Source organism: Trinickia mobilis (assembly GCF_017315705.1).
In the GTDB taxonomy this organism is placed as follows: domain Bacteria; phylum Pseudomonadota; class Gammaproteobacteria; order Burkholderiales; family Burkholderiaceae; genus Trinickia_A; species Trinickia_A mobilis.
Genome location: NZ_JAFLRF010000020.1, coordinates 86,309 through 108,437, shown reverse-complemented (window position 1 = coordinate 108,437; position 22,129 = coordinate 86,309). Strand labels below are relative to the sequence as shown.

The 22,129-nt window shown below is 59.6% G+C and carries 20 protein-coding genes; 10 read left to right on the top strand and 10 right to left on the bottom strand.

Going from position 1 to position 22,129, the window contains the following annotated elements; translation table 11 throughout:
* Positions 1-12: 12 nt before the first annotated feature.
* Positions 13-1,662: an FAD-dependent oxidoreductase gene (locus J3489_RS23990; RefSeq protein WP_207002311.1), complete on the bottom strand. Its 1,650-nt coding sequence runs from the start codon at positions 1,660-1,662 to the stop codon at positions 13-15.
* Positions 1,663-1,819: 157 nt separating this feature from the next.
* On the opposite strand from J3489_RS23990, the gene J3489_RS23985 reads away from it, so the two are divergent.
* Positions 1,820-2,785 (top strand): LysR family transcriptional regulator, encoded by a 966-nt coding sequence (locus J3489_RS23985; RefSeq protein ID WP_207002309.1) that lies wholly within the window; start codon positions 1,820-1,822, stop codon positions 2,783-2,785.
* Between the two features lie 16 nt (positions 2,786-2,801).
* On the opposite strand, the gene J3489_RS23980 is transcribed toward J3489_RS23985, so the two are convergent.
* From J3489_RS23980 to J3489_RS23970, 3 genes are read right to left on the bottom strand one after another with little or no spacing between them, the layout of a single operon-like run.
* Positions 2,802-3,584 carry an ABC transporter ATP-binding protein gene (locus tag J3489_RS23980; RefSeq protein ID WP_242540243.1) on the bottom strand — a complete coding sequence of 261 codons (783 nt, stop codon included), beginning with the start codon at positions 3,582-3,584 and terminating at the stop codon, positions 2,802-2,804.
* Positions 3,572-4,414, bottom strand: a complete 843-nt coding sequence (locus tag J3489_RS23975) for an ABC transporter permease (RefSeq protein WP_207002307.1) — start codon at positions 4,412-4,414, stop codon at positions 3,572-3,574. The genes J3489_RS23980 and J3489_RS23975 overlap by 13 nt, the downstream gene beginning before the upstream one ends.
* Positions 4,415-4,422: 8 nt before the next feature.
* A complete protein-coding gene (locus J3489_RS23970) occupies positions 4,423-5,433 on the bottom strand; it encodes an ABC transporter substrate-binding protein (RefSeq protein ID WP_207002305.1) in 1,011 nt (336 codons plus the stop codon).
* A 586-nt stretch (positions 5,434-6,019) separates the two neighbouring features.
* On the opposite strand from J3489_RS23970, the gene J3489_RS23965 reads away from it, so the two are divergent.
* Both J3489_RS23965 and J3489_RS23960 read left to right on the top strand, forming a co-directional pair.
* Complete coding sequence (locus J3489_RS23965) at positions 6,020-6,769, top strand: electron transfer flavoprotein subunit beta/FixA family protein (RefSeq protein ID WP_207002303.1); 750 nt, start codon at positions 6,020-6,022, stop codon at positions 6,767-6,769.
* Positions 6,770-6,771: 2 nt separating this feature from the next.
* Entirely contained in the window at positions 6,772-7,701 is a 930-nt protein-coding gene (locus J3489_RS23960; RefSeq protein WP_207002301.1) for an electron transfer flavoprotein subunit alpha/FixB family protein, read from the top strand.
* 83 nt (positions 7,702-7,784) lie between these two features.
* Here J3489_RS23960 and J3489_RS23955 read toward each other — a convergent pair whose 3' ends face one another.
* Positions 7,785-8,672 carry a PhzF family phenazine biosynthesis protein gene (locus tag J3489_RS23955; RefSeq protein ID WP_207002299.1) on the bottom strand — a complete coding sequence of 296 codons (888 nt, stop codon included), beginning with the start codon at positions 8,670-8,672 and terminating at the stop codon, positions 7,785-7,787.
* Positions 8,673-8,836: 164 nt separating this feature from the next.
* Between J3489_RS23955 and J3489_RS23950 the strand changes: the two genes are divergently transcribed.
* A complete protein-coding gene (locus J3489_RS23950; RefSeq protein WP_309491416.1) occupies positions 8,837-10,141 on the top strand; it encodes an aminotransferase-like domain-containing protein in 1,305 nt (434 codons plus the stop codon).
* 96 nt (positions 10,142-10,237) lie between these two features.
* On the opposite strand, the gene J3489_RS23945 is transcribed toward J3489_RS23950, so the two are convergent.
* From J3489_RS23945 to bktB, 4 genes are all read right to left on the bottom strand, one after another.
* On the bottom strand, positions 10,238-12,508 hold the full coding sequence (locus tag J3489_RS23945; protein ID WP_207002295.1) for a molybdopterin-containing oxidoreductase family protein: 2,271 nt from the start codon (positions 12,506-12,508) through the stop codon (positions 10,238-10,240).
* A gap of 41 nt (positions 12,509-12,549) precedes the next feature.
* Positions 12,550-14,208 carry an AMP-binding protein gene (locus J3489_RS23940; protein WP_207002293.1) on the bottom strand — a complete coding sequence of 553 codons (1,659 nt, stop codon included), beginning with the start codon at positions 14,206-14,208 and terminating at the stop codon, positions 12,550-12,552.
* 81 nt (positions 14,209-14,289) lie between these two features.
* A complete protein-coding gene (locus J3489_RS23935; protein WP_207002291.1) occupies positions 14,290-15,009 on the bottom strand; it encodes an NAD(P)H-dependent oxidoreductase in 720 nt (239 codons plus the stop codon).
* Positions 15,010-15,054: 45 nt separating this feature from the next.
* Positions 15,055-16,236, bottom strand: coding sequence for a beta-ketothiolase BktB (gene bktB / locus J3489_RS23930; protein WP_207002289.1), 1,182 nt, complete (start codon positions 16,234-16,236; stop codon positions 15,055-15,057).
* A 129-nt stretch (positions 16,237-16,365) separates the two neighbouring features.
* On the opposite strand from bktB, the gene J3489_RS23925 reads away from it, so the two are divergent.
* The 4 genes from J3489_RS23925 to J3489_RS23910 all read left to right on the top strand — a co-directional run bounded on the left by J3489_RS23925 (position 16,366) and on the right by J3489_RS23910 (position 19,944).
* On the top strand, positions 16,366-17,178 hold the full coding sequence (locus J3489_RS23925; RefSeq protein WP_309491415.1) for an enoyl-CoA hydratase-related protein: 813 nt from the start codon (positions 16,366-16,368) through the stop codon (positions 17,176-17,178).
* 229 nt (positions 17,179-17,407) lie between these two features.
* The gene (locus J3489_RS23920) at positions 17,408-18,133 is read left to right on the top strand and encodes an SDR family oxidoreductase (RefSeq protein WP_207002288.1); all 726 of its coding nucleotides are present in this window, start codon (positions 17,408-17,410) and stop codon (positions 18,131-18,133) included.
* A gap of 30 nt (positions 18,134-18,163) precedes the next feature.
* Complete coding sequence (locus tag J3489_RS23915; protein ID WP_207002286.1) at positions 18,164-18,754, top strand: 2-hydroxychromene-2-carboxylate isomerase; 591 nt, start codon at positions 18,164-18,166, stop codon at positions 18,752-18,754.
* A 245-nt stretch (positions 18,755-18,999) separates the two neighbouring features.
* Positions 19,000-19,944, top strand: coding sequence for a LysR family transcriptional regulator (locus tag J3489_RS23910; protein ID WP_207002331.1), 945 nt, complete (start codon positions 19,000-19,002; stop codon positions 19,942-19,944).
* Positions 19,945-20,342: 398 nt separating this feature from the next.
* Here the strand turns inward: J3489_RS23910 and J3489_RS23905 are convergent, their stop codons facing one another.
* Entirely contained in the window at positions 20,343-20,807 is a 465-nt protein-coding gene (locus J3489_RS23905; protein ID WP_207002284.1) for a ProQ/FinO family protein, read from the bottom strand.
* 328 nt (positions 20,808-21,135) lie between these two features.
* Between J3489_RS23905 and J3489_RS23900 the strand changes: the two genes are divergently transcribed.
* Complete coding sequence (locus tag J3489_RS23900; protein ID WP_207002282.1) at positions 21,136-21,660, top strand: Xre family toxin-antitoxin system antitoxin; 525 nt, start codon at positions 21,136-21,138, stop codon at positions 21,658-21,660.
* A complete protein-coding gene (locus tag J3489_RS23895) occupies positions 21,657-22,127 on the top strand; it encodes an RES family NAD+ phosphorylase (RefSeq protein WP_207002280.1) in 471 nt (156 codons plus the stop codon). Before J3489_RS23900 ends, J3489_RS23895 begins: the two co-directional genes overlap by 4 nt.
* The last annotated feature ends 2 nt before the right edge of the window (positions 22,128-22,129 follow it).

Here is a 22,129-nt window from a genome sequence, read left to right as displayed (position 1 = left end):
TGACCGCCGCGCCTACTCACTTGCCACCGGACCGCGTTGTTGGCGGCCGGCTGCCGTGTACGGTGGGGTCGACTGCCAGAACGGAACCCATTGCGACGCGATGTGGAACCAACTGTCCCAGTGCTCTGCCGTTCCAGGCGCCTCTTCGAGCGTGGCCAACTGCTTGAGCGCAAGCGGGCGCACCGGCGCGCGAAAAGTCGCGAGCGGTACCTGGGGCAACGGAGTGCCGGATTCAATCGAGAGGAGTGCCGCCACTTGCTCGCGGCAACGCCGACCTTGGCAGGGACCCATGCTTGCGCGAGTCAGTCGCTTCACGATGTCCGGATTCGGCGGTCCGTCGCACGCCAGGCCGGCTATCCCGCGGGTATGGACTTTTTCGTCGCGCGGCTCCCATTCAAGGTAGCGCGGAGGGCGAACTTCAAGAATTTCCGCTGCCGTGACTTCCTCGCACTGGCAGACGTAAGGCTCTCCTTGCGCTTCTACGACAGACGCTCTAACCCAAGCACAGCGGTCTTGCCCTGCGTCGCCCTGAAAGCTATCGGGGACCACCGGTTCCTCGATGCTCGACTCGACACCGAACGCCTGCAGCGCAGCAGCAGCGGCAATGCGCCCTTCTCGTTTCGCGACTTCGCTCGACGATGACTTGCGGCCCCATGTCCCTGCGCAATCTCCTGCTGCGAATACGAACGGAAGGGACGTCCGTTGATTGGCATCGACCAAAGCGACGTGACCGCCGCGCTCGGCCTGGAATGCCGTCGCGCACCCTACCGCTTCCAGCAACTCAATTGCCGGTATGGAAGCGATGCCCAATAGCACGGTATCGCATTCGATTCTCTGCTCCGTTTGCGGAATGTGCTTGCCGCACGAGTCGATGCTCGTCAGAACGACCGCCTTTACACCATAAGCATCGCCTACTGCTTGGCGAACTACGTGCCCAGTGAACACGCGGGCGCCTTGGGACTCAAGTCGCGCGAGCAAAGTCTCGTCACCCTTGATGGCGCTTCCTTGCTCGACCACGGCGGCAATCTTGACGCCTTTATCTGCCAACGCATTGCCGATCTGCAGCGATGCGGTCCCGCTTCCGACCAGGACTGCCGTCTTCGAATCCAGCGCGCCGTAGGTCGTGGCAAGGCGGTAGGCAGCGCTGGCTCCCATCACCCCCGGCCGCTCCCAACCATCGAAGGCCAGGCCCATGTCACGCTGGCCCGACGCTACGATGACCTGCCGAAATCGCAAGAGGTAGGTACGGTCATCGTCCGCTAGCCCGGCGACACAACCATCAATCCAGGCCGCAGTCGCTCGTTGAGGGAACAGCCCCCATACCGCCGTGCCAAGGCGCACGTCCACGCCGACTTCCAGCGCCTCGCCGAGTTCAGAGGCAGTATCGAGCATCGTCTCGAACACCGCGTTTCGATTTGCGACGACCGCGCCCATTCTCCCGCCAAAATGCAGGGGAATCTCTGCGCCCATGGTTTCGATGGGAACCGGGTTTTCGTCGACAAGCGTTACGCGCAAGCCCTTTCCCGCCGCGCTCAAAGCTGCCGCGATTCCGGCGCTGCCGGCGCCGACAATGAGCAAATCGGTTTCGTCTGCTACTGGCGGCTGCTTACCCGCAACCGACGCCGGGTCGTACTTGACGTTATTCGACAAGGTCTTGTCCACGAAACTTCCTCTGCGGTTTGCATGACTTGATTAGCTGAATCGTAGGTGACTGCGGTTTCTTGCGACTCGAAATTAGATAAACTTATGTCGAGCAGAATCTGTCGCTGAAGTGGGCACGATCTGGTGGTCCAGTCGTCACAAATTTCGGAGCAAAAGCGTGCGCACTCTTCTAACAACCGTTGATTGGCGAGCGTTGCAGGTGTTCGTGACCGTGTGCGACACGGCATCCATGACGGAAGCTGCCCGAGTACTTGGCGTGACACAAAGTGCGGTGAGCCAGCTCATCAAATCACTTGAGCGAGAACAGGGCGGATTGCTGTTCGACCGGGACATTCGGCCTCTCAGACCCACGGCCGCCGGAAGAGTACTGCTCGAACAAGCTGGAGGGCTTCTTGAGCATGCTCATGCCGTGACTCAAAATGTACGGGCAGCGGCTAAAGCCGGTGCAACGCAGTTGCGGATAGGGTGCGTGGACTCGTTTGCCGCAACCGTGGGTCCCGAACTCGTCAAGAGTCTCGCTGACCGGGTGCAAGACCTCGAGATGTGGTCCGGCCTGACGCCGGCCGTCAGCGAGCAGCTCGTCAACCGAGAGCTAGACATCGCAGTCTGCACGGAGGCCACGCTTGATTCGAAGCGGGTGACTCAGCGGACCCTCTTTTCAGAACCATTCGTTGCCGTGCTTCCACGAGCGTTTTCACTCGCCCACCCTCAACTCGCATTTCAAGAAGCCTTGAAGCTGCTGCCGTTGATTCGCTATACCAGTCGGTCTGTCATCGCGCAGCAGGTTGAACGATTTGTTCGACATCTTAAAATCGAGGCTCCGCGAAAATTCGAGTTCGACACAAGCGACCCGTTGCTTAGCCTCGTGGCGTCCGGCCTGGGTTGCACCATTACGACACCGCTCTGCCTTTGGCAGTCGCGTCAGTATTTGGACAACGTGGTAGTGTCACCGCTTCCAACGAGCCGATTAGGTCAGCGTTATTTTTTCCTGCTGACGCGAAATTCGGAGTGGGCGGAACTCGCCGACACCTTAGCCAACGTATCTGTCGATACCGTCCATAACCTTATCGAACCGGCTTTGCGTGAGGCGCTCCCGTCGCTGCCAAAGAACGTCTTCAATTAGCTTTGGGCGCGGCCGGTCAATGACTTTCCAGACCCTTCATGACCTCGACCTGCACGGTTTCCCAGATAGAGCGCTTAAGCTCGACGTACCTTGGCGAGAGTTGAATATCGGCTGACCTGGGAAGCGGCAGGTCGTTCTTGATGTCTTGCACGACGCGACCCGGCTTCGAACCCATGACTATCATCCGAGTCGACAGCATCAAGGCTTCGTCGATTGAATGCGTAATGAAGACAATCGTCTTACCGCTCTTTTGATAAATCGATAACAGTTGTTCTTGGAGAACCTGCCGCGTCATGGCATCCAGCGCGGCAAACGGCTCGTCGAACAGCATCACGGATGGATCGTTAGCAAGGACCCGCGCGATAGACACGCGCTGCTTCATACCGCCGGAGAGCTTTGCAGGATACGCGTCCTGGAAACCTTTCAGTCCGACTGACTCAACGAACTGCAGCGCGCGTTCCCGCCTCTCTGTCCGCCCGACACCTCGCATCTTCAGCCCGAACTCGACATTCTCGACGACGGTCTTCCAAGGGAACAAAGCGTATTGCTGAAAGACCATGCCGCACGCCGGTTCCACGTCCTTGACTCGGCGACCGTTGACGACGACCTGACCTTTCGTCGGCGGTTCGAAGCCCGAAATCAAGTTCAGCATCGTCGACTTTCCACACCCGGACGCGCCAAGCAGCACGAGAAATTCGCCTTTGGCAACATCGAGGTCAACTGCCTGGAGGACTTCAAGCGAACCGAAAGATTTACTGACACCTTCCAGTCTGATCATCGGTTGCATTACTTCTGCCATGACAGCACTCCGCGTTCAATAAACCGAAATACCGCGTCGGTGATAAGCACGGTGATGCTTATCATCACCATGCCCAGGACCACGGTATCGGTCTGGAAGAATTCCTTCCCGTTCATGATCAAGAAGCCAAGCCCCTCTTGTGCGGCGACAAGCTCGGCCGAAATCACGCACGTCCAGGAGAGCCCGAGAATGACCTTCATGCCCGACAGGATTTGCGGCATGCATCCGGGCAGGATGACCTCGCGCATGACCTGCCATCGGTTTGCACCAAGATTTCGCGCGGCCCGAACGAGAATCGGGTCGATGCTCTGCGTCGCATCAATGACGTAGAGCAACGCCGGTGCGAAGGACCCCATGAAAACGATGCTGTATTTCTGCGTCTCGTCGATTCCGAACCAAAGCAACGAAAGCGGAATCCAGCTCATTGAGGGCAAAGGACGCAAGAACGATAGCAGCGGGTCAAAGACGGCCCGCGCCGCTCGCGAGGTACCTAGCGCTATGCCAAGTGGGATTGAAACGAACGCTGCAGCGAGAAACCCGACCATCACGCGGCGTGTGGACGAAACGACGTCCATCAGCAAGACATGGTTCTCATACAGTCGAACCCCGCGTGCGAACACTTGTGAAGGTGCCGGTAAAAAAATGGGATCCACGAGCCCAAGGCGGCAAACCAGCTCCCAGATGCCGATGAACGCTATCAGGGAGCAAGCGCTAACGACGGCCAGACCGCCGTTCGCGCGCCAGTTCTTCTTTTTCCCCGCGCTAGACCTCAGAAATGAGAAGCTTGGGCCTCCTCTCGCAACGGTCAGACCGACATTCTTCTCTGCCATGCTGCACCTCAAAAATAGGACGCCTGGACCCACTCTTGGACACGAGGCGCGCTGTCGATTTGTTTCAACGTCACCAGCATATCCGCCAGCTTTTGCAAGCCCGCAATAAACGACGATGGCTGACCGTCCGCTCCCAGCGAGAACATGGCCTTCTGCTTTGAGGGCGCGTACCACTGCGTTTGTTTGACGACAGCAAGTTGCTCGTCGTACGTCAGGTTCGTCAGGCTCATCAGTAGCTTCGCCGATTCCTCGGGCTTTTGGACGAGCATGTCGTTGGCTTGACCAATACCCTTGAGGAAGTTCTTCGTCGCTTCCGGATTTTCCTTGCCAAACGCAGTCCGAACGAACAAGACATCCGGACCGGGCGCGATCTGAAACTGCTTGTAAAGCGAGAAGGCGGTGTCGTCCAGGAGCAGCTTGGTATCCGGCAGAGCCCGAATCTTGTCGAACGTCGGCGTCCAGGCCACCGCCGCATCGATTTGCTTACCTTCGTAAGCGGACAGCAATTCCGGAGCGGGTAGATTGATAATCGTCAGCGCCGACTGGGCGATGCCAGCCTGCTTGAGTACGTCTAGTAGCAAGACGTGTGAGCTCGAGGCGTAGGTCACGCCGATTTTCTTACCTTTCAAGTCGGCAAGGCTGTTGACGTTGTCATGTACGAGAAGCCCCTCTGAGCGGCTATAGCTATCCGGGGTCGAGATTAGCTGAAACTGGCGTGCCCCGTCGGCCATCAGCGCGAGTGCGGACACGACCCCCGTACCGCCGACGTCCAGGTTCCCGGCCATCAACGCGCCCATGCGTGCCGATGACGTCCCGAACGATTGCCACTTGAGGTCGATGCCTAGCGTACTGAAGATCCCGCTCTTCATAGCGAGGTAGGCTGAATAGTGCCCCAGCCATGAGGAACCTCCATAGGCAACCGTCGTGGACGCTCGACTCAATGCCGGGAACGCGGCTAGCGAAGATGCGAGGCTGAGGCAGCCAGCTTGCTTGATGAACTTACGGCGCGTGTTATCCAACTCTCACTCCTTGTGGTCAGGATTCAGCAATCGAAGGGGATGGAAACAAGGCGCTGTCGGTGACTTGTCGCAATGCCCGGATGCTCCAAATCTTAATGACGCTACTCACCTCGCCAAAAAAACGGGGGCGATATTAGACACTCTAATGAGGCTGATTGCGGCCCGCTAATAAGAACCGCCGAGATGCCCATCCCGCGTCAGGGACAACCCTCTGCTGCGTCGCAGCAACTCATACAGGGCGATCGGCGCCGACAGGTCGCTATGGTCTTCGAGAAGAGTCTCATTGCATGTCTCAGTACAAGGCGTCGGATATGACCCGTCGTCCGGCCGCTCGTTCCTCATAGGCCGGCTTAACTCCGGCAGTAGATGTTCTTATGTCACCCCGACCAGGGATTTTCGCCGCCAGAATTTCTTCTGCCTCGTTCATATCGACTTCGGCTCGGGCCTGACGGTTTGTTCCCTCCGCAAGTCGAACGCCGGGCGCAGCCCCTGCAGGTACTCACCAGAAGGTGAATCGCTGCTGCCGGCGTCGAGCTTCACGAAAACTTGAATGAAAAGTGGTCGGACCCAGCAACGAGAAGAGAAGATGAAAATTCTGACAGCGGTTAAGCGAGTCGTGGATTACAACGTCTCAGTGCGCGTCAAGGCAGACAAGTCGGGCGTTGAGACAAACGGCGTCAAGATGTCGATGAACCCGTTCGACGAGACTGCGGTAGAAGCTGCCACGCGTCTTCGAGAGGCTGGGACGGCCAGCGAAGTCGTAGCTGTGTCGTGCGGCGCGCCACAAAGCATGGATGTCATCCGCACTGCTTTGGCTATCGGTGCCGACCGCGGCATCCTGGTTCAGACGGAGGCAGTACTTCAGCCGCTGGCAGTTGCGAAGCTTCTCAAGACAATGGTCGATAGGGAACAGCCTCAACTGGTCATCCTTGGAAAGCAGGCAATTGATGACGATGCCAACCAGACAGGCCAGATGCTCGCAGGTCTTCTTGACTGGCCCCAGGCGACTTTCGCCAGTGCTATCGAAGTGTCCGGCGGCGTCGTCAGGGTCACCCGCGAAGTCGACGGAGGTCTCGAAACCGTGGAGGTGAACCTGCCCGCCATTGTCACTGCCGACCTCCGGCTTAACGAGCCGCGATACGTGACGCTGCCGAGCATCATGAAGGCCAAAAAGAAACCCGTAGAAACGATAGATGCTCAGAGCTTGGGGGTCGATGTGACGCCCCAGCTCAAGACGCTCTCCGTCGAGGAGCCTGCCGGCCGCAAGGGCGGAATCATCGTTCCCGATGTGGCGGCCCTCGTCGATAAACTCAAGCATGAAGCAAAGGTAATCTGATCATGACGATACTCGTCATTGCTGAACATGAAAGCGGAACCTTGCGTGGCGCGACGCTGAGCACCGTGACTGCCGCCGCGAAGGTCGGCGAAGACGTACATGTGCTTGTCCTCGGTGACGGCGTCGACGCTGCGGCCGACGCAGCTAGTCGACTTGGCGGTGTTTCCAAGGTTCTCGTCGTCGACTCCCCCGTGTTCACAAACGAACTACCGGAGACGGTGGCGGCGCAGATTCTTGCCGTCGCAGGCTCGTACAGTCATATCTTCTTCGCTTCGACGGCTTCGGGAAAGAACGTCGCGCCGCGTGTCGCAGCGAAACTCAATTCGTCACAGGTGTCGGACGTCATTGCGGTTGTCTCTCGCGATACCTTCAAGCGCCCGATATACGCCGGTTATGCTATCGCGACCGTGCAGTCTGCCGACCCCGTCATCGTAGCTACGATTCGCACGACGTCGTTCGAAGCCGCGACCTCCTCCGCCGCAACGAGCCGTATCGAGTCGCGGCCTGCGGTAGCGGGCAGTGGACTTTCCAAGTTCGTCGAGCGCAACGTATCGAAAAGTGGGCGCCCGGAGTTGACCAGCGCGGCTGCGGTTGTGTCCGGCGGACGCGGCCTCGGGAGCGCCGCCAATTTCTCGCTCCTGGACCCCTTGGCGGAAAAGCTGGGAGCCGCTGTTGGCGCATCGCGCGCGGCTGTCGACTCAGGCTTCGCGCCGAACGACCTGCAAGTTGGGCAGACCGGGAAAATCGTTGCGCCCGAACTCTACATCGCAGTCGGCATCTCGGGAGCCATCCAGCATCTTGCCGGCATGAAGGACTCGAAAGTCATCGTGGCCATCAACAAAGATGCCGATGCGCCCATCTTCGGAATCGCCGATTATGGTCTGGTGGGTGATCTGTTCGAGCTGGTGCCTGAGTTGACCCGAGCCATTTAATACCATTGCCGCGCGTTGTTTCGACAGATCAATGAGGGGTTCTCCCTCATGCTTAACCCACGCTTGCGCGTGGGCCGGGCACCTTAAAGGTGCAGTTGGCCACTGGCGGCCACGGCTGCCTCGCCTCCGATGCGTACGCGCAGAACATCGCCCTCGCGCTCCCATGAGGCGTGTACCTCACCATCACGGCCGATCTCGATGCCTTGTTCAGCCACATAGCTGCCGGTGGCTTCTCCGGGATGCTTGTGGCGCGCGATGAATGCCGCGACCGAGCCATTGCCGGAACCACACACAGGGTCTTCGGCGACTCCCTCGCCGGGCGCGAAAGTCCGTACGCGGATGCGCACAGGGCCGGCATCGCCGCGTTCCACGAACACTGTCAGGCCGGCCGCACGCAATGCCTTGCACTCGCGCGCGATCAAGCCCTGGTCGGGATTGAGCGCTGAAATCGCCTCGAACCGGGAGAGTTCGACGATGAGCCAGGGCACCCCGGTCGAAACGACTTCAAACGGGCTGTCAGCCAAGTCGGAGTCGCGGCAGCCGAGCATCTTCGCCACAGTTTCGCGCGTGAGCCCCGTCTCGTGGTAGGCCGGGGCGCCCTGCGTCATGCGCAATAGGGTGCCCGATACGGTCGGGATGACTTCGACGGGCACTATGCCCATGCCGCATTCCTGACGCAGCAGGGTGGCGTTGGCCTTGTCGGGGTAGCGCGCGAGCACGGAGTGCGCAGCCGCAACCGTCGGGTGGCCGGCAAACGGCAGCTCGCTCATCGGAGTGAAGATGCGGGCGCGATAGTCGGCTTCCCGCGTGGTCGGCTTGAGAATGAAGACTGTCTCCGACAGGTTCATCTCGCGCGCGATCTTCTGCATCGTCTCCGGCGGAATGCCGTCGGCATCGAACACGACGGCAGCGGGGTTGCCGTAAAGCGGATGGCGGGTGAAGGCATCGACCTGAACAAAATCGAGTGGCATGGGATCTCCTCATGACGCAATTGAGCTTCGAGCATAACGATTGATACACTTCTAGTAAACATATAAAGTGTCACGAGACACTTTTTACGGGATTCGTTATGCGTCTGACATCTCCGTGGACGCCACGGCTTGCCGAGGGCTCCACCTCGCCCTCGGATCGATTGGTGGCAGCACTTGCCGAAGACATACTTGAGGGTCGGCTCGGCACGGGCGATAGGTTGCCGGCGCATCGCGACCTGGCCGACTCGCTCGGCATCGGTGTGGGCACGGTGACGAAGGCTTACGGCATCTTGGAACGCCGGGAGCTGGTGCGAAGCGTCAAGGGCAGCGGCACGTTCGTTGCCCTGGCGCAGACCCGGCGCGGGCCGCTCATCGACCTTTCCCGCAATGCGCCGCCGGCGGTGATGAGTGAACGGGTGCTGGCTCGAACGCTCATGGCGATCGCGAAGCGCATCGATGCGGGCCTGTTCAACGATTACCCGCCGTTGGGCGGGCATGACGAACATCGCCGGCTGCTGGCGCGCTGGTTCGCCAAGCTAGGCATGGATGCCGATCCCCGCCGGCTGGTTCTCACGGGCGGGGCGCATCACGCGGTTTCCCTTGCGCTATCGGTGGCATGCGGGCCTAACGGCACGCTCTTTACGGAGGCGCAGACTTACCCGGGCGCGATTGCCCTCGCGCGCCATCACAGAACCCGTCTCATAGGGGTGGAGATTGATGGAGAAGGCGTCACGCCGGAAGCGCTGGATCGGGCGTTGTCGGTGAGGCACGCCCGTCCCGCCGCGCTCTACGTGACCCCGACAATGCAGAACCCGACTACCGCCACGATGGGGCGCGCGCGACGCGAGGCGATCGTCGCGGTTTGCCGAACCCACGACATTGCGATCATCGAGGACGATGTTTATACGCTCACCGCTGACGCCAACCTGTCGCCGCTTGCCATGCTGGCGCCAGAACGGACGTTCTACGCCAACAGCATGTCCAAGACGTTGAACCCAACACTCAGGATCGGCGGCTTGGTGGCACCGGACCCGATGTACTCGCAAATCGAGGCGGCCTTGCAGGCGACCGCGATCATGGTGTCACCACTGAGTTGCGCCGTCATGGAACAGTGGCTGGTCGACGGAACGGCCGAAGTCGTGAGCCGGGCCATTCAGGACGAATCGGATCGCCGCGTTGCACTGGCGCGCTCCATGCTCGGCGAGGTGATGCGGGAAACCAGCCACCATGGCTATCACGTCTGGCTGCCGATGCCGAGGCTTGAAGCGCAACGCCTGGAGCACGCGGCAAGCGCGCTGGGCGTCATGGTCACGCCGCCGTCATCCACTGCCGCCGATCCCGAGGCGATAGAAGGCGGCGTTCGTCTTTGCCTGGGCGCACCGTCAATGGCTGAATTGAGCACAGCCCTTTCGGCCATAGCAAGATTGCGGATCGAAGTCCCTGTGGCGGATTCTCGGCTGGCGTTGTAGGACAAAGACCGCAAATCGACATCCGCGATATTGAATGACGCGCCATTGATGTCCACCTGCCCCGTGCGCATCCTCCGGGGGGCACTGTGATGCCGGCTATGCGCCAGCGCCGGTTCGATTGAGTTGCGGCACCACCAGCTTTGTCGCCGATGCCTTGTCAACCTTCAAGATGCGACACGGCAGGCCCTTCAGATGCGGGATGCCCTGCTCGCGGTCCATGTACGCTTCATCGTCGCTTGTGACCATGGCATCGGAGAACACCCACGCACCGGAGAGATTCTCTTTGCCCTCTTGAGATTCCGGCAGCCACCAGCCATGCGGAATTCTGACGAGACCGCGCGGCATGTCGTCACGAATTTCAGCGCGTGCGCGCACCTTGCCGGATGCCGTTTCCAGTTCGATCCATTCACCCTCTTCGATGCCTGCGCTCCGGGCGTCATCGGCGTGCAGATAGGTCTTGGGTTCGGGACACAATCGGCGCAGCTCCGGAATATGACGCTGGCCAGTCTGAAAGAACGGATCGTCGCGCACGCCCATGAACAGCATCAGGGGAAACGAAGCGCTCGAGCCTGGCGCTTCGCGGTAATAGGGCAACGGGTCGAAATTGAGGCTCTCAAGGACTGAAGAGTACAACTCGACCTTTCCGGATGGTGTCGCAAAACCGGTCGTTTCATACTTGCGGTATTGCGGCGCTGGCGCGTGGAATTGACGCGTTGCCACGAATTCGCGAAAGCTGACGCCGAGTTTTCGAAGGCGATAGTCGTACACGTCTTCCAGCGTCGCCCATGGAAAGGACGCGCCTAACCCCATGCGGGCTGCAAGGTCATGCCAGAATGTGTAGACGCTACGGCATTCGCCGGGCGGTTCAATCGCCTTGTCGGTTACGGCAACCGTTGCGGTCCAGCCGAATGCCTCGTACATCAACGGACGTTCGAGCCAACTGTCCCCGGGCAAAATGTAATCTGCGAGTTGCGCCGTCGGCGTCTTGACGTGCTCATGCACCACGATGAGATCCTGGTTCATCATCGCGCGGTAGATCGTTTGCAGATTCGCCAGGCCCATCATCGTATTGTTGCCCAGCGAGATGAATGCCTTGACCGGATACGGCACGCCGTCCGCCATCGCCTTGAATGTCGCAAGCGGATTGGCCATGTAGCAGCCAGTCATCAGATTGGCGTACTCCCTGCCCCAAACACGTGCGGTCGGCTCGCCTAGTGCAGCCATCCCTCGATAGGTAAAGGCGGGATGGGTGTCGGCCCCGAGTTGCTTCGCCTTCTGCGTGTCGCTCAACGACTCATGCAATTCGAGTTCGGATTGCGACACGATGTCGGGGTTGAATCCCTGCAGCAACTCACCGCCCGGCACATCGATGTTGCCCGTCAATGCGCGAAGTGTGCATTGCAACCGGATCGCCGAAGTACTGTTGAGTTGCTGGTCCGTGATCGGTGTCCACGGAATAATGGCGGATTTCGCCTGTGCATACATCCTGGCGGCCTGGCGGATCAATTGCGCATCGACTCCGGTAATGGCAGCCACGCGCTCGAGCGGATACTCGGCTGCGCGCTGCTTCAAGGCATCGAACCCGACTGTCCATGTGTCGACAAATGCGCGGTCGTAAAGCTCTTCTTCGATGATCACGTTCAGCCAACCGAAGGCCATCGCGGCGTCGGTGCCGGCGCGCAGTGGCAGCCAGACGTCGGCAAGCTCCGCATTCTCGCTGCGGCGCGGGTCCATGACGATCAATTTTGCGCCGCGGGCCTGTGCCTTGCGTATCTTGTTGTAGACGGGCGTCCAGCTATGCTTCTTCGGATTGTGACCGAAGAGCACAATGCAATCCGTTTTGCCAAAGTCGGGGTTCGGGAACCAGCCGTACACCATGCGGTTAATCGCAGCCGTGTTGCCGGCGCATAACGCCACGCCGCTGATCCAGTTGGGTGAGCCCAGCAGATTCATGAAGCGACGGCCGGCGCCGTTGTCCACAGACGTATTCCATTCGCTGGTCGCAACCGCAAGCGCTTCGGGACCGTAGCGATCAACCACGCGCGTCAGCCTCTGCGCGATGTCATCGAGCGCGTCCTCCCATGTGACCTGCTGCCACTTGCCCGAACCCCGTTCGCCCACACGCTTGAGAGGATGCGTAATCCGCGCGGGATTCTCAAAGCCTTTGTGCGCGTAGATCCCTTTGACACAGATGTTCTCGCGCAAGGACGGCTTGTACGAAGAGCGAATCCGGATCACACGCCCATCCCTGACTTTGGCCACCACCGGGCACGCAATGTCACAACTGGCGCAGATCATGTGCTTGTCCACGACAGGCGACTCGAGTGCATCAACCGCCAATTCATTTTCCGCCGGTACTTCTGTCATTGCCGTGCCTCTCACTCCCGTTTAGAACGGGCGAACCTACGCTATTCCGGAACCTGCTCTTTTGCGTGCGCATCGGTACCAATTTCCGCAGCAATGTCGCGAAGCTTGAATTTCTGCACTTTTCCGCTCGCGGTTCGCTCAAGCGGCCCGAAAACCACGCGCTTCGGCACTTTGTACTTAGCAAGCCGCGTGCGACAGAAGTTCATCGCCTCTTCTTCCGTCATGCGCATACCGGGCTTGACGTTCACGAAGGCCCACGGCACCTCGCCCCATTTCGGATCCGGCGCCGCGATAACCGCAGCCTCGAGAACAGCGGGATGTTCGAACAGCACCTCTTCGATTTCGATCGACGATATCTTCTCGCCTCCCGAATTGATCATGTCCTTCGTTCTATCCTTGATCGATATGTAGCCGTCCGCATCACGGACCGCCAAGTCGCCGGTGTGAAACCAGCCGCCCTTGAATGCTTCCTGCGTCGCTGCTGCGTTGTTCAGGTAGCCTTTCATGACTGTATTGCCACGCACGACGATCTCTCCCAGTGTCTGTCCGTCCCACGGCACGGAGCGATGCTGCGAGTCGACCACGTCCATGTCTTCGCACGCCGGATATTGAACGCCTTGCCTCGCTTTCAGATGACTGCGCTCGTGCTTGGGTCGAGCGTCCCACTCGGGCCTCCAGACGCTGATCGCTGTCGACGAATAGGTCTCCGTTAGCCCATAAACCTGCGTAATGTGAGTGTTGATGCCCTCGACCGCTTCGATGACGGCAGCCGGCGGCGGCGCGCCCGCAGTGAGAATCTTCACCGGCCGTTGGAACGAGCGCTGGCTGGTATTCGCGTCGCTTGCCAGCATCGACAGAATCACAGGCGCCGCACAGAAATGGCTGACGGCTTCCGACTCCGCCAGCGCGAATATCACGTCGATGTCGACCTTGCGCAGGCACACGTGCGTGCCGGCAAGCAACGTTATCGACCATGGAAAGCACCATCCGTCACAGTGGAACATCGGCAGCACCCATAGATAGACCGGATGCTGCTCAAGCGACCAGCCGACGGTGTTGGCCATCGCATTCAGGTACGCGCCGCGATGATGCGTGACCACGCCCTTCGGGTTGCCGGTCGTACCCGACGTGTAGGAGAGCGCGATGGCTTGCCACTCGTCATGAGGACCGGTCAGGCACACGGGATCGGCGACGTTAGCGAGGGCGTCTTCATAGTTCGGGTAGGCCGACGCCCCCTGGTCGTACGACGCATAGACGTCAACGACCTCGAGCGCGTACGGTGGGCTGTCCATTTCCGCGAGTGCTTCGGTCACGATCGCTGCGTACTCGCGGTCGAAGACCAGCACGCTGCTTTGTGAGTGTTCAAGCTGAAACCGGACTGCCCGAGCATCCAGACGCGTGCTGATGGGGTGCAGTACCCGGCCGCCGGCGATCCCCGCGAAATGCAGTTCGAGCATTTCCGGGATGTTAGGCAGCATGACCGAAACAACGTCGCCCGGACCGACCATGCGAGTGTCAAGAAAAGCAGACATTCGTTCGCAGCGGTCCGCGAATTCCCGATAGGTTAGGCGGGTTTTCCCATACACCACAGCCATGTGATCCGGAAAAATCTTTGACGTTCGGTTCAAGAAAGAAACAGGCGAAAGCGCGTGATAATTTGCCTGACTCTTGTCCAGATCCCAGCCTGACTTAGTTCGCACTTGGTTGTCCCCTCTGGTTACATGCCGACGTGCTACTCGTCGACCATCCTGCGGCTCACATTTCTAACGTTGGACACCAGTTCATGAGGTTTGGAGCGAACTCAGTGGATACAATCGCTGGTCGAAGTTGTCGAGCGAGGGCATCTCGAGCACCTCGCGCCGCTCCCACTGTTGCACGGCGTTCCTGAACCGGGCGAGCAGCGCGATCCGATCGTCCTCAGAGATGTACGGCACGTGATATCCGAAAAATGGCTCGAGCACCGTGAAGCCGACATAGCCCAGGGTTCCGCGAATGAGATGCGACAGCATCAATTCAATTTGCCCGTGCACCGCGCGTTCTCCGAACATGTGTGGCTGGCCGCCCAGCGTGGTCGTGATCCAGGCGCGCTTTCCGGTCAGGCCGCCTTTGTCGTAGAAGCGCAGGCCGCCATAAAACGGCCCGGACAGAAAGACCCGATCGATCCATCCCTTCATGATCGCCGGAACGGAAAACCAGAAGATCGGAAAGTTGAGCACGACCAGATCTGCCCACAGAACGCTTTCCACCTCTTCCTTGATGTCGTCAGCGAGCGTGCCGCCTGCATACGCGGCGCGCTGCTCCTTTGCGTACACAAGATAGTCGCGACCCTCTGCGCCAGCAAAGTCCGCGGCGCTCGCAACCGGATTGAATTGCTTGGCGTACAGGTCCGATACGCGCACCTCGCACCCGAGTGCCTCGAACACGCGCGTCGCCTCGCCCTTCATCGACGACGTAAAGGAGCGGGGCTCGGGATGAGCGTGAACAATCAAAACGCGCTTCATGGAACGAATCCTCGATGTCGTGGATAATCCGGTCGGTGTGACTGACTAATCGCGGCTGAATATCGCCGCGATCCCTTGCCCGCCACCGATGCACATCGTGACGAGCCCATAACGGCCGCTCGTACGCTTCAATTCGTAGAGCAGTTTCGTCACGAGAATGGCGCCGGTTGCGCCGATCGGATGCCCCAGCGCGATCGCGCCGCCATTCGGATTCACGCGTGCAGGATCGAGATGCAACGCTTGTGTAACAGCACAAGCCTGCGATGCGAACGCCTCATTGCACTCGATAGCGTCAAGCTGGTCGACCGTGATGCCGGCCCGCGCCAGAGCGGCGCGTACGGCAGGAACGGGGCCGATGCCCATCACCGCCGGGTCTACCGCCGCGTGCGCGTAAGCAACGAGGCGGCCTAACGGTGTAGCGCCAGATCGCTTGACATACGCTTCGCTCGCAATCGTGACGGCGGCCGCGCCATCGTTGATGGCCGACGCATTGCCAGCGGTAACCGTGCCGCCGTCGCGCATGAAAGCGGGCCGGAGTTCACTCAAGTCAGCCAGCGTCGCGTCGCCGCGCACGTGCTCGTCTTGAGCAAATTCGACATGCTCGCGGCCCATCTTGACCGGGATGGGAAGGATCTGTTCGCGAAAGCGGCCTTCGGCCGTTGCGTGCGCGGCCCGCCGATGACTCTCCAGGGCGAACTCATCCTGTGCTTCTCGCCCGACACCAAATTTCTTTGCGACGTTCTCTGCAGTGATCCCCATGTGTCCATTGCCGAAGGGATCCGTCAACGCGCCGACCATCATGTCGAAGAGCTTCGCCTCTCCCATGCGCTGCCCCCAACGAACTGCGGCTGACGCGAATAAGGCTCGACTCATCGACTCTGCACCGCCGCCGATCGCTACTTCAGCGTGACCGTGCCTGACGTATTCCGATGCACTCAGTACGGCCTGCAGGCCGCTTCCACACAGGCGATTGACCGTGAGTGCGGGCGTATGTTCGGTGAGTCCACCCTGCAACGCAGCCACGCGTGCGAGGTACATATCGATGGGGTCCGTATGGATCACGTTTCCGAACACCACGTGCCCAACCTGCTCTGCTGGTACGCCCGCGCGACTCACCGCCTCACGTACGACCGCAGCCGCAAGTCGCGTCGGTGGTTCTTCCTTGAGGCGACCACCATAGTCACCGATCGCCGTGCGCACCGCGCTCACCACAAATGCCTCACTCATCTATCTCGCTCCTTTGATGCATCCCGCGGCTCACTCTCACACACCGCTCGCCGGCGTTGAACAGTTCCGAAAATGAAATTTAGTTAATGTTACGATGACATTTGCATTTAGGTTAATTCTCTTCGACGCGTGCGTCAAGACGGAATTTGCTCATCCTCTCAAATATCTCTCTCCACAGGTATCGATATGTCTGAATTGATCGTCTCCTCGCTCACGGACCACGTTCTTGAAATCACCATCAATCGTGCGGACAGGAAGAACGCGATTACTGGAGACATGTATCACGCGCTCGCCCATGCCCTGCTGGACGCAAAGACGCGGGACGACGTGCGCGTCGTGCTCCTGACAGGAAAAGATGGCGTGTTTTCGGCCGGAAACGACATCCAGGACTTTGTGGCCGCGCCGCCCGTCACGCACGACGCGCCGGTTTGGCACTATTTCCACGCCTTGATGGATCTCGACAAGCCCCTCGTCGCGGCAGTCGATGGCGTGGCGATTGGCTTCGGCACAACCACGCTGTTGCACTGTGACCTGGTATACGCGACCGACCGGTCGACCTTCGCACTTCCGTTCGCAAGCTTGGGCCTGACACCCGAAGGTGCATCGACGATCCTGCTGCCGCTCCTAATCGGTCACCGGCGCGCCGCCGAATTGCTGCTGCTCGGCGAACGAATATCGGCCGAGCGGGCTTGCGTGCTGGGGATCATCAACGAGGTCGTTACAGTCGACGCGTTGCGCGAAGTGAGCATCACGCGCGCTCAAGACCTGGCCGCGTTGGCACCTGAAGTGATCCGCAAGACGAAACGCCTGATGCAGGATGGCCTCGAACTGCTGGTTGCCCGTCAATTTGTGGCGGAGCGAGATGCAATGCGTGACGCCGTGACCGGCGTTGCTGCACAGCAAGCATTCGCTCGCTTCCTGAACAAACGCAAGGCCGGGTAGCGGGACGACACGACGCAACGGTTCCATCCGCGCGGCATCCTGTCTTGCATCCTTCCCGCTCGCAATTTAACTTGACGTACTTGATTCGGCACACTAACCTCGGTCCTGAATGTTACTATCACAGTAACTTGATCGCGGCCAAGGGCAGGATGCATTCCGATGGCGCGCTCTGCTGCACGATCCGAGGCAGTTCGAGTTCGAACTGCCGTCAGTCATCTGGAGACAACGTGTGAACAAGAAAGTCGCATTGGTCGTTGGTGCGGGCGACGCCCTGGGCGGAGCGATCGCACGGAGGTTTGCACGTGAGGGCTTTGTCACTTGCGTGGTTCGGCGAGATGCTGCGAAGCTGGAGTCACTCGTCGAGGCCATTCATCACGAGGGCGGCGAAGCTCATGCTTTCGGCGTCGACGCGCGAAAGGAAGATGAGGTCATCAAGCTGTATGAGATCATCGAACGTGAAATCGGCCCCATTGAAGTGTCGATATTCAACATCGGGGCGAACGTGCAGTTCAGCATCACGGAGACGACCGCACAGAAGTACTTCAAGGTGTGGGAAATGGCCTGCTTTGCCGGCTTCCTTGCAGGCCGGGAAGCAGCAAAAGTCATGCTGCCGCGAGGTCACGGCACCGTGCTTTTCACCGGAGCAACCGCAAGCGTTCGCGGCTCTGCCCGCTTCTCCGCGTTCGCCGGTGCGAAGCACGGATTGCGCGCCCTCGCGCAGAGCATGGCTCGGGAGTTGGGTCCGCAAGGCATCCATGTTGCCCACGTCGTTATCGACGGTGCAATCGATACGGACTTCATCCGCACATTGTTTCCCGAGCACTACAAGCTCAAGGATGTCGACGGCATTCTCAACCCCGATCACATTGCCGACAATTATTGGCACCTTCACAGCCAGCCGCGCACCGCGTGGACATTCGAACTCGATCTTCGACCTTACATGGAACCGTGGTAACTCCACTGGGAATTTTGAAGGAATTGCAATATGACCCAACACGCGATTTTCTATTTCGACGTCGGCAGTCCGACGTCATACCTCGCACATCGTGCGTTGCCAAAAATTGCCGAGGAAACTGGCGCGCAAGTCGTTTGGAAACCCGTTTTGCTGGGGGGAATTTTCCAGGCAACCGGCAATGCAACGCCGATGGATTTACCTGCCAAAGCCAAATGGATGATCGACGATCTACAACTCTGGGCTCACAAGCGAGGCACACGCCTTGAACACAACCCCTACTTCCCGATCAACACGTTGACGCTGCAGCGCGGAGCGGCCGCCTATGAAGGCAGCGACCTGTTTGCCAGCTATGTCGAAACCGTGTTTTCGGCAATGTGGGAATTCCCGAAAAACCTTGCTGACCCGGCGATTTTGGAGGCAACGCTCGTCGAGGCTGGCTTTGACGCTGTCGATTTCAAGGAACGCGTCAGTTCACCTGCGGTGAAGGAGAAGCTCAGGCGCAATACCGAGGAAGCCGTCCAGGCTGGCGCATTCGGTTGCCCGACCATCATGGTCGGAGACAGAATGTTCTTTGGACAAGACCGGCTCGACTTCGTCAGAGAAACACTCAGCGAGCATTGACGAATCGGTGACGCATAGGCAACACGTTCCAGGCAACGCAAAGTTCGCTGACGGCACGCGACCGGCCGACACCCGCAATGACCGGCGTTTGGGGTATCCATTTACCCGGAGATCACACTGAAGCAAACGGACATCCAAGCGTGTGGGAGTGTATGGCTCGCGGGCCAAGCCAAGGCACGATGAATTCCGGATGCACCAGTTGCAGGTTGATCACAAGGGCGCGCTTTAAAGGAACATCGCCGAGTATGGATACGCTTCGCAACATGAGGATCTTCGTCGAGGTTGCAGAAACAAGCAGCTTCACCGCGGCCGCGCGCCAGCTCGATACGAGTACGGGATTTGTCTCCCGCTCGGTCTCCGAACTCGAGTCTCATCTGCGCACGCGGTTATTGAACCGCACGACCCGCCGGCTTGCGCTGACCGAGGCGGGCGAGCGGTATCTGGTCCGATGCCAGGGAATCCTCGCGTCGATCGACGCAGCGGAGGCCGAGGCTTCTGACGCCCGGGCCAAGCCCGTTGGAGTTCTGAGAGTCCACGCCATGGCGTGCATCGGCCAGAGCTATGTCGTGCCCGCCGTCGCCGCTTATCTGGAGCACTATCCCTCGGTCAACGTGGATCTGACCTTGTCGCAGAACGTCCCGGACCTTCTCGAAGATGGCTATGACGTGGCGTTGAGACTCACGCCGAATACGCTTCCGGATTCGAATTACATTTCCCACAAGCTCGGGGTGGTGGATAGCGTCTTGTGCGCGGCCCCCCGCTATCTGGAGCTTCACGGCAAGCCTTCCAGCGTTGCCGACCTGTCAAATCACAAGTGCTTGCAGGTCGCGTTGCCGATCCTCCCGTCGGACCGCTGGGTGCTCGTCGGCCCCAATGGGGTAGATGAATATCGTCTGCCCGACGGCCGCTTCAAAGTGAACGTCTCGGACGCGATGGCCGTCGCGCTTCAGGAAGGCATGGGCATCGGTCCATTGACCATGAAGGCCGTGAGGTCGTCGCTTCGAAACGGATCGTTGGTCCGAGTGCTGCCCGAATACCGTCTTCAGGAGCTCAACCTGTACGCCGTCTATGCATCCCGGCAGTATCTCGACGCAAAGATCAAGACATGGGTCGAGTTCCTTCGCGGGTGGATCGCCGACGCGCTGAATACGGACGAATTGGGCATTGGGAATGAGCAGGTGGAAGCGTAGGCCGTTTCGTCGCTTAACGAGCGATCTCTTTCGATATTGGCCAGGGCTATTAGAATAGGGTTCTCCTGTGCGGCTCATATCGTGGCCCGCCCGATACGCTATCGGCAGCAAGGCCGTTTGCAAAGACGCAGTCTGTTCCTGGTATTGCTTCGATGCGTGAGCCGTAGCTGACAACGGGGAAGTGATACGACCACCCAACTAATTGGACCACCAACTACGTTGACGCCACGCATTTGCCGGCGCCAACCCATCTCACCCGGAACTTGACTCTCGGTGGAAGTCCTTGCAAACACGATCGGCCGACTACCGCCGTTCGCGGATCAGGCACCGCGTCCCGCTGCGGACGCCCAGGCCCGAGCACGGCCGAGCCGCATCTCTCGGCAACATGGGCCTGCTTATCAGACAATCTTCTTGGAACTTGCCGACTTCGACGCAGCCCTGGCCAAACGATTTGCTTCCAGCTTCAGCGCACCGGCGGCTTCGGCCTGCGATACGCGGCCTGCTGCGCCGCCAGCAAGGTCTACTCGCACGGCGCCTTCAACAAGGCAGGTCCAGTAACGGCTACCGCGGCACCATATCCTGATCGCGTCGCGCAACTCTGAGTCGCTTAACGCCAGCTCGGTGGCGTGGATCAAAAGGTCGTCGAAAATACCGACCTTAAGGGGAACCTTGGGCGCCGGATTCTTCGGGAATGCGTCGGGGAATCGTTTTTGCAATTTTCCGATCGTTCGCACCACTGGATCCACAGTTTTCGAGTTGGCCGGAGGAGTGGCCCGGCGCGCTCGTGGCAGCCTGGCCGCACGCTTGACCTCGGCCCGTTTCGCAAGCTGCTCTTTCAATTCAGCGAGTTGTTCGAAACCCATAGTACACAACCAATAAAGAAGAGGATCGATTGTAGCAGTCCGTCGATACAGGCTTAGTGTCCCACCAGCGGGCCGCGATGAACGTTCCAGAGTGAGGCGGCGTAAGCTTCGTGCTCGTGGACATCACGACCCGTCCACTTTGGCATGGATCTCACGACGTTTAGCGGGAGTCGTCTATCACATCAGAACCGGGCCGCGAGGTCTGCCCCTATCCCGATTGCCTGCTCGCCGTCTGAACTTACCAAATGGGATTGCATTGATTCCCGTTTGGTAGAAGTATATATTGTCTCCAGTTGAGCAAATACGGTTGCTCATTCGGGAGAACATCATGACAGCAGAAGCAATCGCGGGACGGCGGCACGCCCGCCGAGCAAAAAGCGCCTCGGCTGCGAAGTCGGCGGCGGCCGCTCGGCTTGCGCACATTGGCACCAACGGACTCGGAGCCCAGGACGACGATTTCACGTTCTTTCTTGGTCTGGACCAGATCGAACAGTCTCGACTGATTCGCGACGGCATGGAGGCAGTGATCGTCAGCCGGATCGCCACTGAATTGCTCGATATCCCGGTGCAAACGCTGCTGTCCAGTCTGCGCCTTCCCAGCAGCACGATCAACCGCAAGATTTCGCAGGGTGAGCGTCTCAGCGCAAGCGAGTCGGACCGTGCTGCGCGCACGATGCTGGCATATGCGCAGGCCAGGGACGTACTCGAAGACGACAAGCTGGCCGCCGAATGGCTGCTGCGGCCCAACGTCCAGTTGCGGGGTGAGCGGCCGCTGGACATGCTGGATACGCAGACGGGATTCGACCGTGTACGTGACATTCTGGTGCGGCTCGAACACGGCGTTACCGTATGAAGGTGTTTCGTCTTGCAAAAGAGAAGCCCGGCAAGCACCGGGCCGATGACCTGAGCGGCAACGGTGCGGCTCTTGCCGGTGGCCGCTGGAATCCGCGGGGCGTGCCCGTGGTGTACACGTGCTGCCACGCGTCGACGGCAGTACTCGAGGCGCGCGTTCATGCGTCGGGCTTGCTACCGGTGGCCAACCTTTATCTGGTCATGCTCGAGGTGCCGGACAAGGCCGTATCGAGCGCCTACGTGCCCGAGCTGCCGGACGACTGGAACGCGCTCGATCACGATCCGGCATCAACGGTCGACCTTGCGAGGCAGTGGCTGGAAGAAGGCAAGCGGCTCGTGATGCGGGTTCCGTCAGTGGTGTGCCCGAATGATCACAACCTGATCCTGAATCCGGCGCATGCGGGCATGAAGCATGTAGTGGTGCTTCACAAGCAGCGCTTCGAGCTGGACCGGCGGCTTTTCAAATGAAC

Coding starts and splice junctions, on each gene's coding strand:
- J3489_RS23980 (WP_242540243.1), bottom strand. CDS start 3,584: ATGGCAGAAGTAATGCAACCGATGATCAGACTGGAAGGTGTCAGTAAA.
- J3489_RS23975 (WP_207002307.1), bottom strand. CDS start 4,414: ATGGCAGAGAAGAATGTCGGTCTGACCGTTGCGAGAGGAGGCCCAAGC.
- J3489_RS23965 (WP_207002303.1), top strand. CDS start 6,020: ATGAAAATTCTGACAGCGGTTAAGCGAGTCGTGGATTACAACGTCTCA.
- J3489_RS23960 (WP_207002301.1), top strand. CDS start 6,772: ATGACGATACTCGTCATTGCTGAACATGAAAGCGGAACCTTGCGTGGC.
- J3489_RS23955 (WP_207002299.1), bottom strand. CDS start 8,672: ATGCCACTCGATTTTGTTCAGGTCGATGCCTTCACCCGCCATCCGCTT.
- J3489_RS23945 (WP_207002295.1), bottom strand. CDS start 12,508: ATGACAGAAGTACCGGCGGAAAATGAATTGGCGGTTGATGCACTCGAG.
- J3489_RS23935 (WP_207002291.1), bottom strand. CDS start 15,009: ATGAAGCGCGTTTTGATTGTTCACGCTCATCCCGAGCCCCGCTCCTTT.
- bktB (WP_207002289.1), bottom strand. CDS start 16,236: ATGAGTGAGGCATTTGTGGTGAGCGCGGTGCGCACGGCGATCGGTGAC.
- J3489_RS23915 (WP_207002286.1), top strand. CDS start 18,164: ATGACCCAACACGCGATTTTCTATTTCGACGTCGGCAGTCCGACGTCA.
- J3489_RS23910 (WP_207002331.1), top strand. CDS start 19,000: ATGGATACGCTTCGCAACATGAGGATCTTCGTCGAGGTTGCAGAAACA.
- J3489_RS23905 (WP_207002284.1), bottom strand. CDS start 20,807: ATGGGTTTCGAACAACTCGCTGAATTGAAAGAGCAGCTTGCGAAACGG.
- J3489_RS23900 (WP_207002282.1), top strand. CDS start 21,136: ATGACAGCAGAAGCAATCGCGGGACGGCGGCACGCCCGCCGAGCAAAA.
- J3489_RS23895 (WP_207002280.1), top strand. CDS start 21,657: ATGAAGGTGTTTCGTCTTGCAAAAGAGAAGCCCGGCAAGCACCGGGCC.